The 10,149-nt window shown below is 66.6% G+C and carries 7 protein-coding genes; 4 read left to right on the top strand and 3 right to left on the bottom strand.

Annotated features, from left to right (window positions below; translation table 11 throughout):
• Window positions 1-813: 813 nt before the first annotated feature.
• On the bottom strand, window positions 814-1,695 hold the full coding sequence (locus ACZ4TO_RS31400) for a hypothetical protein (protein WP_468025995.1): 882 nt from the start codon (window positions 1,693-1,695) through the stop codon (window positions 814-816).
• Window positions 1,696-2,232: 537 nt separating this feature from the next.
• On the opposite strand from ACZ4TO_RS31400, the gene ACZ4TO_RS31395 reads away from it, so the two are divergent.
• Window positions 2,233-3,486, top strand: coding sequence for a glycosyltransferase family protein (locus tag ACZ4TO_RS31395; protein WP_468025994.1), 1,254 nt, complete (start codon window positions 2,233-2,235; stop codon window positions 3,484-3,486).
• Between the two features lie 177 nt (window positions 3,487-3,663).
• Window positions 3,664-4,611, top strand: coding sequence for a phosphotransferase (locus ACZ4TO_RS31390; RefSeq protein WP_468025993.1), 948 nt, complete (start codon window positions 3,664-3,666; stop codon window positions 4,609-4,611).
• Here ACZ4TO_RS31390 and ACZ4TO_RS31385 read toward each other — a convergent pair.
• Window positions 4,608-7,196: a tetratricopeptide repeat protein gene (locus tag ACZ4TO_RS31385; protein ID WP_468025992.1), complete on the bottom strand. Its 2,589-nt coding sequence runs from the start codon at window positions 7,194-7,196 to the stop codon at window positions 4,608-4,610. The genes ACZ4TO_RS31390 and ACZ4TO_RS31385 overlap by 4 nt on opposite strands.
• 511 nt (window positions 7,197-7,707) lie before the next feature.
• Between ACZ4TO_RS31385 and ACZ4TO_RS31380 the strand changes: the two genes are divergently transcribed.
• Together ACZ4TO_RS31380 and ACZ4TO_RS31375 are read left to right on the top strand one after the other, a co-directional pair.
• A complete protein-coding gene (locus ACZ4TO_RS31380) occupies window positions 7,708-8,100 on the top strand; it encodes a hypothetical protein (RefSeq protein ID WP_468025991.1) in 393 nt (130 codons plus the stop codon).
• 9 nt (window positions 8,101-8,109) lie between these two features.
• Window positions 8,110-9,216, top strand: coding sequence for a UDP-galactopyranose mutase (locus tag ACZ4TO_RS31375; RefSeq protein ID WP_468025990.1), 1,107 nt, complete (start codon window positions 8,110-8,112; stop codon window positions 9,214-9,216).
• A 207-nt stretch (window positions 9,217-9,423) separates the two neighbouring features.
• Here the strand turns inward: ACZ4TO_RS31375 and ACZ4TO_RS31370 are convergent, their stop codons facing one another.
• Window positions 9,424-9,837 (bottom strand): hypothetical protein, encoded by a 414-nt coding sequence (locus ACZ4TO_RS31370; protein ID WP_468025989.1) that lies wholly within the window; start codon window positions 9,835-9,837, stop codon window positions 9,424-9,426.
• Window positions 9,838-10,149: the final 312 nt, after the last annotated feature.

The raw sequence follows: 10,149 nt of genomic DNA, 5'->3' as shown, positions 1-10,149 counted from the left end.
CGACGGTGTTCCCCCGGCCGCCGAATGACATGCGCGAACACGAAACTGGTCAGGTTCCACGTCATGCGCGGCTCCACCTTATGCAGGACACACAGACCAGCACAAAGATTCGATGCGCTCGTGAGGTGTTGGCGTGGAACCTCGTGCCGCCCCAACGGTCCCCGGGCGGGGGCCTGGCGGCCCGGCGCCGCATGGATTTCCTGCGTGCTTCATGTGCCCCGGAGGTGGAGTGTGTTAGCGGCCGTCAGACAAAATATGGCTGGTTTTCGACTCTGCCCGAGTGGTCTGCGTGGGCCCCAGGCGCACAAAAGGCAGCCGAGGATCGTCAGACTGGCGGGACGGGCCTCCATCGGGTCGGACGGGACGGCTTCGGCGTGGACGTGAGCGGGAACGCTCCGCTCCATCGCTACTCGCCTGAGCCCTTGAACCAGTCCGCCAATATGTCCGCACCTGTACGAGGCCCGCGGGGTCGTCTCGTGGTCGGCGTCGTCGCAAGGCGCCGCGCATGTTCGGCACGATTCTTCCCCGCAGTGACGATGAACTGTGTGCAGGCTGCGACCAGGTCCATGAACTGCGTTTTGTGCTCCATGCGCCGCAGCTAGTTCAGCTGTCGGGCGGCTTCCTCTCGCCCGTACTGGACCTGCTGAAGCGATGGCCGGCCCGGGTCCCGGAGGCCCCGGTAGGAGGTTGACAGCCTCCTCCGGCCATCGGCCGACACACCGGCCCGCCGGGGCTACACGAAGAGAGCCCACAGCCAGGTGCCGTACACCGCCAGAATAGCCTCCTCAGAGACGCTTCCCGCGGCTTCCTTCCTCAGCCCGCCAGGCCGACCTCGCGGCGGACCTCATCGATCGTCTTCTGCCACGTGGTGGCGCTGCCGTGACCGGGGTGCGCCTGAGCCAGCGCATCGACGGTGACCCGGTCCGGGTCGCTGGTCTCACGGAACGCCGCACGCGCAGCGGTCAGCCGCTGCTCCGTCAGCTGGGGGCTGGACGGCGCCTCACGGCGGGCTCGCGCCAGGGCGGCCACACGCCGGCGGGCATAGCGGTTGCTGGTGAGGCCCCGCTCGTTGCGCACCACCTCGTCGGGCTCGGCAAGCTCCGGCAGCATGCCGCGGACGATGGCACGGTTGAGTTCCAGGTGACTGCTGTAGCCGAGCATCGGCGCAGCCTGCTTGGTGTCCAGCAACTCCTCGGGATTCCCCTCCTCCACCGGCGCGGCCGCCGGGGAGCGGCCCTTGTTCTGGGTGTTGCCCGGACCCGGCCGCTGACCGACCCAGTCGAGGATGGTCCCCCGGTACCACTGACGGCGCAGCCGGCCGCCTTCGGTCGTCTCCGCGACGTCGGGCTCGGGGAAGTACCCGGGCTTGTCCCTCAGCCAGGCCAGCACGGTGACGGTCCTCTTGTGACCGAGGGCCTTGGCCACGTCGGACGTCGAGAGCAACTCGTCCCGGGGTCCATCGAGGAGGCTGTGGCGCACGGTGGACTGGCCGGCTTTCGCCTGGCGGTAGTCCACGAGGAAAGGGCCGATGGTGCGCCGCTTCCACAAGCGCCGCCGGCCCTGGACGTCGTCCGGCTCGGGGAAGCCGGTCGTGTCGCGGTCCCGGTACAGCTCGCTCAGGCGCGAAGGGCTGAGTGCGAACTCGGCATGGATCTGCTGAGCATCCAGGAGTTCGTTCTCATCGGTGCCGCTCATCGTCTTCCTCCTGGAGGCGTAGTGCGTGTCGACAGGGTGTCTGAGCTGTGGTTCCTGGAAGCGGGGGACGCATGCTCATCGGTGCCGGCCGTAGTTGCCGGTGAGCGTGTCTCGAGGGGGCCGTCGGCTGGCATGATGAGTGCCTCCTTTCGGCGCGTGATCTGCTGGTCGCTTCTGGCGGCTGTGGTGCCGCCGGAAGTGATAGTTCGATACTGGATAGAATATCTTGGTTTCGCAAGCCGCCGGCGGCAGGACTTCTGACGAGGCGGTGGCCCTGCTCCTGGCGGCGGACCTTCTGTGCCGTCCGGTCAGAAGATGGTGCCGTCAAGCAGGAGTTCACCGTTCGCGCCGTAGACCGGCCGGTATACACCGCATTCGCCGCAGAGTAGATCGTCGCGGCATACCCAGGCGTAGCCAGCACGCCGGAGGCGGCCTGGCGCGGCACGAGCGCCAACACGGCTGATGAATACACGGCAGTGACATCCGGGCAGAATCCTGTGAGCGGTCAGCCGGCGACCGGCATAGGGGGAGTGAGCCTTGCGAATATTGCTGTCCTTCTGGGACGGCGGGGAAGGCCATCTGGCGCGGGTGGCCCATCTGGTCGCGCTCCTGCGAGAGCGCGGCGACCGTTGTTTGATCATCTCGAGTAGCGCGAAGGCCGCCCGGGTACGCGCGCTCACTCCCGAGGTGGAGATCGCCGAGGTCGATACCCGTCCGCAGAGCCGGCTTCCGGCCAAGCGGCTACCGCAGTACTCGCATGCCTTTCGGCACGCACAGCGGCGCCTTGCGTTGGGCTTCAACGACCAAGATTTCGTGACGGCAAACACCGGTCGAGTGCTTGAGGTCCTCCGTGCGTTCCGACCCCACGTGGCCGTCAATGACTACCACGACACCCTCCGGATCGCAGCCGAGGCGGCTGGAGTGCCAGTGGTCTCCCTTGCCATGGCTCACGGTCTACGCTCTGGGCCCACGCTCGGCGCGTGGAAGGTACAGGAACTCGCTGACCGCCCGCTTCCGGAGTGCCTACGAAGTTTTAACCACACGCGTGCACAGTGGAACCTTGCTCCGTACACGGACGAACGCGAGACATTCGAGGGAGACCTCAATCTCATCCCGAGCTGTCCCGAACTAGACCCGGTGCAGCAGCGTGCAAACGACGTGTACGTCGGTCCCGTCATGACGCCGCCGGCGCCACCCCGACGCCGACCGCGTCGCAGACCGCTCGTAGTCTCCTACCTGGCGGAGGGGAACAACCGGCCTGATTCCGCCTATCCACGGGCTCTCGCAGCTCTGGTGAGGGCCGAGCGCAACCTGGAGTTTGCCGTGATGGGGGGTGCACGGTACGCCCGCTACTTCCGTACCGGCGAGACGTTCCTGGGCATGGTGCCAGCGCAACGGTATCTGGATCTGCTGGATGAGGCGGACCTGGTGATCACCCATGGGGGTACCACTTTGGTGCACGCGCTGGAGCGGTCAGTTCCGGTGCTGTGCCTACCCTGGACGTCATCGGAGGCCGCGTGGGCGGTACGTGCCGAGGAGCACGGCGCGGGGATGCTCTACCCCGCGTACCGCCGCCCACTCGAATGGCGGGTCGACGACGCCGTCCATCCGTCTACACCTCTAGCCGGGCATTGGTCCCTGCCCATCTCCGCGCAAGGGCTCTCACGTTGTGTGCGGCGGATTCTGGAGGAGCCCGGCCGCCGGGCCGCAGCAGCTGATCTGGCGGAGGGACTGTCGGCGTCCCGGAGGCGCGTTGATCTGGTCGAACTCGTACGGGGCGCCGGACGGTAGGGCCGCGAGTAGCTGCAGTCAGTAGTCGGGCCGATGGTCCACGGGGGAAACGGGGTATTCGTCATGCTGCGCTCTCGCGGAGAACTGTCCGCTGTGTCCTCGAGGCTGCGGGAGCAGGCACAGCGCCCCGCCTTCGGAGGAGAGTCCGCCCTGATTGGGATGCTAGGTGACCGGCTCGTGTCAGTGTTGCGGTCACACAACACACCATCCACGCTGTACTACGTCCATGCCGATGGCGAGACGTATGTCGTGAAGGTGGAGTTCGGGCGTGCACCCACGCTGCGGGACGAGATCCGGTGGTACAAGAATGCGGCCCAAAGGGGTCTGCCTAGACGTCTGTTCATCACCGGCCACTCCGGACCCGGCTTGTCGTTCCTTCTACTGAAGCGCTTCGGCGACGGCTCCACCGTGGACGACCTCGCACTCGCCGGTGAATCGACTGGCCAGCTTGGACGCCATATCGCGAGCGCCGTAGACAGCGACATGGAGTTATTTCGCCGCACACAGCTCCACGTCGGCCAAGCCCACGTACACCGGCTGACCGAGCGGCGTCTTGCACTGCGCCGCTCGCAGGCCGGGAGGTTCCCCTACTTGCGTACGCTGATGGATGCGGATGTCGTCACGATCAACGGAATCGGGCTGCCGGGCGCGTCACGCTGCCTGAGCCGCGTCTTCGGTGATCCACGCCTGGTGTCCTATCTGACGCCCGACCGGGTCGGGATGACATTTGGCGATCTGCACTGCGGAAACATCCTCGTTCATGAAGGGGCTACCGACGTGGTCGACCCCCGAGGCGGCCCCCTCCTGCCGATCACCTACGACTACGGAAAGCTCATCCAGTCGGTCGATGGCGGGTACGGGGCGGTCATGGCCGGGAGGTACGTGCTGCGCCGGACGGACGGGACAGCGTACGAGTTCGTTCCGGAGGTGGTGCCGGGTTACTCCAGCGTCGCGGAGCTGCTGGCGGCGAGTTGCGACGAGCTGCAGTATCTCCAGTCCTTGTACTACGCCGCGTTGCACTTCACAGCCATGCTGCCCCATCACGCTTCAGCGCAGGAGGAGACGACGGCCCTGTACCTCTGCGGCATCTCACTGTTCGACAAGCTGTTCACACAGCTCGCCTAGGAACGGTCACCGCCTTGGCGCAGTCGGTCCAGTGCGGCCCGAGTCGCCTGGGTCTCCGGATGATTTTCACCCAGTATTCTCAACCGGCCATCCAGAGCGTTCCGCAGCGCGGAGGCAGCCACCTCGAGGTCGCCCACCGCCGCCTGCCACCGGCCCAGCTCGGCGTAGCTGACGAGCGTGTGCGGATGCTCGGCACCTAGTACACGCAGCCGGTCCGCGAGCACGGCCGTCAGTCCTGTCAGAGCTGCCTCCAGGTCACCGGCCTCCGCCTGCCATCGGGCGAGTTCGTGCCGGGTGGCCAGCGTGTCGGGGTGCTCGGCGCCGAGGACGCGGACTCGGTCAGGCAACACGCCTTCGAGGCCCCGCACTGCGGTCTCGTGATCGCCCACGTGCCCGCTCCAGCGAGCAACCTCGTGCCTCGTGGTGAGGGTGTCCGGATGGTCCGGACCGAGGACCCGCAGCCGGTCGACGAGCAGTGCCTTGAACGCGGCAGGAGCATCTGTCGGTCCGTGAGCCTCACCACTCCACCGGGCCAGATTCGCCCGGGTGTCGAGCACGTCCGGGTGATCGGGCCCCAGAACCTTGATCCGGTCGCGTAGCAGGTCCCTGAACGCCTCGACGGCGCCGGCGGCATCCCCGGCCTTGCCCCGCCAGTACGCGAGATTGCTGCGGGTGGCAAGGGTGTGCGGATGGTCGGCGCCTAGTATCCGCATCCGATCGACCAGCAGTTGTTCGAGAGCACGTGCCGCGCCCGCACTGTCGCCGGCTTCTCCGCGCCAGTAGCCCACGTTGTTGCGCGTGTCGAGCGTATCGGGATGGTCCGGCCCGAGGACCCTGAGGCGATCTTCGAGCAATGCTTCCAGCGCTCGGGCGGCCCCGGCCGCGTCGCCAGCTTCCCCGCGCCAGTAACCAAGGTCATTGCGAGCCTTGAGAGTGGCGGGGTGATCCGCGCCCAGCGTGCCGAGCATGTCTTCGAAGACCTCTTCGAGACCTTTCGCCGCGGCGGTGGCGTCACCTGTCTCACCTCGCCAGCGGGCGAGTGTCGCCCGGCTCGCCAGGGTATCGGGGTGCAGGAGGCCCAGCACCCTCTGCCGGGTGGCGAGAACCTCCTGCGTCGCGGCCAGCGCCCCACCCGCATCGCCAGCGTGGCCTCGCCATCGGGCCAGATCCTGCAGGCTCGCTAAGGTACTGGGGTGCTCCGGGCCGAGTAGCTGGGACTGTTCCACCGCTACCTGCTGCAGTGTGCGCACGGCGGCTGCGGGATCTCCAACGTGCCCCTGAGCTCGACCGATCCTGCCTCGAGCTGCCAGCACCTCGGGGCGGTTGGGACCGAGAAAGCACGAGGCCGCTTCAGCCATTTTTGTCCAGTACCCGATCGCCGCCGCCTGCAAGCCGGCGTCGAACAGGCTGTCACCAGCACGGTAAAGCAGCCCAAACCGATCTGACGTCCACAGATGATCCCCCGCGACCCGCGACAGCGCCTCGGCGTTGGCTCGCAGTACCGCCACCAGGTCGGCATCGACATAGGTGTGGGCTGGCCAGATCTCCGTGAGCCCGTCTGCCACCGCCCGCGCAGCCTGTCCGAGATCGTCCGGATCCGCGGACTCCCGCACCGCGCGGGCTGTCACCGCGTGGACGCCCACGGCGCGAGGACCGCTGGCCGAGTCAATATGGAGCAGGCCATAGGAATGCAGCGCAAGGCATGTCTCCCAGACGTCCTCTGGAGAATGCTCGGAGAGGGCGTCACCGGAAGAATCGGTTCGTGCCGCGTGCGCTGCTGCCGCGCGCGTGTCCCACAGGCGCATCGGGTGCCCCGCCGGATCGAGCAATGCGGCCATCTGCAGCACCTTTCGGGCGGCGCCCGCAGGGGGTGTGGCGTCAGCCGCCTCCAGACCGAGTGTCAAGGTTACGGCGACGGGACGCCCGTAAGCCTCGGTATCCGCCCACCCGGGCAATAGCTCTGCCAGTGACGCCGACTCCTCGACATAGCGCTGGAGGTAGTCGGCACAGGTGAAGCGCTGCTTGCGGATCAAGTAGGCGGCCGCGTGCGAGAGCGCCAGCGGCAGGTGCCCCAGTGCCTCGGCGAGGTCTTCGACCGAGGCGTCCAACAAGTGGCCGAACCCGGATGAAGACAATCGCTGACGCACGTAGGCTACCGATTCATCCGGCCGAAACGTCCTCACATCGACTACGCTCCTGGCTCCACCGCTCAGTGCGGGCTCCTTTCGCCGGGTCGTGGCGACGACATGGCCCCTTTCGCCAGGCCCGCGCGGCCAGAGGCCGTCCACGTCGCGCATATCGGCAATGTCGTCGAGAACGACCAGCCATGATCTGGTTCCGCCAGTCAGCCAGGCCAGCAGGACTTGAGCGTCGTGCACTACATCGTCCCCCGTGGTGCCAGGTATGGCGAGGCGACGTGCCGCTTCCGCATAGGTCAACTGGACGCTCTCACGCGATACCGCGGTCGCCCAGATGACCAAGTCTCTCCTGTCGCCTTGCGGATCGAGCGCTCGATAGGCGAACGATGCTGCGAGCTGAGACTTGCCGGCACCGCCACCTCCAACCAGTACCTGCGTCGGCACCACGCCTGGGACCGGGAAGGGCCTGGTGGCCAGCCTGTCCCGCAACCGCGAGCGTGGCTGAAACGCCGAAGCAAGAGCAGGGAGTGGGCCGATGACGACGGGCCAGAGATCCGAACGCGAAGCAACCCCGTGGATGTTGATCTGTGTGTTGCCGCCCGAGCCATTGACCTGGGCACCCTGGGCGTTGTCCGCGGAGAAGACAGGTACCGAGGAAGGAAGAGGCTGCGGGGCAGGACTGACGGACGACGCCTTGTAGCCATCGTCGGAAGAATCCGGGCGGGCCCTACTCGTTCCAGACGTCATGCTCGTCGAGCCTTCGACACTTGGTAGCCGTTGGCACGCTGCCAGGTATCTGGCGCGCACGGTAGCGGCAACGCTAATCGGTGGTGCGCGCGGCTCACAAGAGCGCGTCAGGAGCGCACGGCGATAGCTTCCACTCCGGGTACCTCGTCGCCTGAGCCTCGCTAGCATTGCGGGCAGAACCGAAGGCTTCGCGGCAACGGGGGAAACACACATGGAAATTGAGGCGGCATCAGTGGTGATAGGAGCCCTTGTGGCCGGGGGTGCGCAAGGGCTGCAAGACACGGCGAGTGCGGCGGTGCAAGACGCTTACGCCCGACTGCGTGGCCTGATTGTGGGATGGTTCAAGGGGGACAGTAGGGCGGAGGCCGTGATCGACGAGTGCATCGAGAGCCCGGAGAGGGGGCGCACGACGCTCGCGGCCGCCCTGCAGGAGAGCGGAGCGCTGAACGACCCAGCAGTTATGGAAGCGGCGCAGCACCTCATGACTCTTCTCGATCCGACAGGCCCCGGGCAGGGGCAATACACGATCAGCATCGACAATTCGTCAGGCCTCCAGGTGAACCACCAGGGCGGCAATGTGCAGGTAAACACCTTCAACAGCTGACTATCGGCGATGGGCGGCACGGCAACTATCGTGGGCGCTGGCCTGGCTGGCGCGGCCGCGGCCTGGCTTCTGACCCGACGCGGGTTCTCGGTCGAGGTCTACGAACAGGCGCACGTGGTGGGCGGTCATGTACGTACGGAGTGGTTCCGGGGCATCCCTTACGAGCCTCATGGAGCCCATATCTTCCACACTGATCACCGCTCTGTCTGGGACTTGGTTTCGAGTACGGTCGAATTCGTTCCGTATCGACATCGCGTCCTCACGCGGCTTCGGGGCCGTCTGGTCTCGTGGCCGCCGCAGAGGGCCGAGTTGTGTGCGTTGGCGGACTTCACTGACATCGCGCTGGAGCTGGCAGACCGGCCCGGAGCTGTGGACGATTCCGACTTCGAGTCGTACTGCGTCTCCGTGCTCGGGCCGACGTTGTACGGCGAGAGCGTTCGCGGATACACGGAAAAGCAGTGGGGGCGACATCCGCGCACCCTTTCGGCAGCCGTTGCCAGGGGCCGTGTGGAGCTTCGGAACGACGGTTGCCATGACTTCTTCCGGGATGCCTACCAGGGGTGGCCCCGCCGAGGTTACGGGGGCCTCGTCGAGGCACTCCTCCGCCGAGCGGTCGTTCACCTCGGATGCCGGATCACACTCAAGGATCTGCCGGAAGTATCGCAAGCGGGTCGGCCGGTGATCGTGACGTCCGCGCTGGACGACTTCCTCGGTGAGCCCGGTGCCCTTCAATGGAGAGGGGTGCGGTTGCAACCCGTGTACCTGCCGGAGACCGCCCTCGCTCAACCTGCGATGGTCGTCAACGAACCCTCTGCAAACCTTGCGTGGACACGGTCCATTGAGACTAAGTGGGCACTCCCCGAACTGCACGACCGACTCGGCACTCTCGTACTGAGGGAGTACCCCGGCGCGGAGGCCAAACACTATCCGGTTCTGGACGCGGTCGGCGAGAACCAGCGGACGCAGCGGGAGCTGGAACACCGACTCCTCGGCCAGTCCCGGAATCCCATTCACACGGCCGGCCGGTTGGCCACCTACTCGTACATCAACATGGATGTCGCGATTCTGCAGGGACTACGCGCCGCAGAAAGGGTTGCGGCCCAAGAGGAGAGCTGATGATGCCGCACGGACTCCCATGGACAGCCGGGAGTTTCCGGGGGCTTGCCACCGTGCCACGCAGAAGCTCGATCAAGGATGTCAGGATTGGTGCCGCGCCCCGATCTCCGGCTTCCCGTTGAGCGACGACATGACCCGATCAACGTGTCGTGCGCGAGCAGCGGGAACTGCGTTGCGACGGAGCACGGAGGGCACCGGTCCCAGCTCTCAGCGGGACCCAGCTGTGATGAAGGTGACGCCGTCATCTGTGAACAGGGCAATCCCTGCGCCCGGGCAGGGCAGTACATGCCGGATGCGTGCGCCGGCGTCATAGCTCTCGCTGTCCTCGTGCAGTACGGCAGCGAGTTCCGGCGGCGCCGAGCTAGCGCCGCGGTCGCCGGGCTTGTCGGATGGCTCCTGCGTGGACTCTTCCTTCCACTCCAGGGAGAATCCCGTCAGCAGGCTGCCGCTGACGGCATAGAAGCGGCCGGGCTCGGAGTCTTCTGCGGCCACCACTTGGTCCACCCGGTGGTCCAGATGGAACACACCTCCCTCGATACGGGGCAGCCGCGGTCTGCGCCACCAGCGGCGCCGTACACGCTCGGGGTCGGTCGCGGCGGCGGGCAGGAAGTAGACCTCCAACGTGGTACCGGGTGTGGGATAGGTACGTAGACGCGGGCGAAGGGCTGTCATGCGGCCGCCGGCGTCGATGATGGCATCCGATGCACGCAGTGCATCGGGAGTTGCGTACCATCTCCCGTCCGCGTCGGGCGGGAGCAGATGGATCGGGGTTACCTCTGCCCGGTCCGTCGAGACCATCCGCCAGGCCCGGCCGCCTGGCATGCGGCTGTGCGCGGGCGGGATGCAGAGGTAGGGGCCGCGGCTGGCGTAGACGTGCAGGGATCCCGGCTCCTCCCGTTCGGGACGCGATTCCCTCCTGGTGTCACACCAGCG

Source organism: Streptomyces sp. NPDC028298 (genome assembly GCF_055565895.1).
This window is presented reverse-complemented; position numbering and strand designations above follow the sequence as displayed.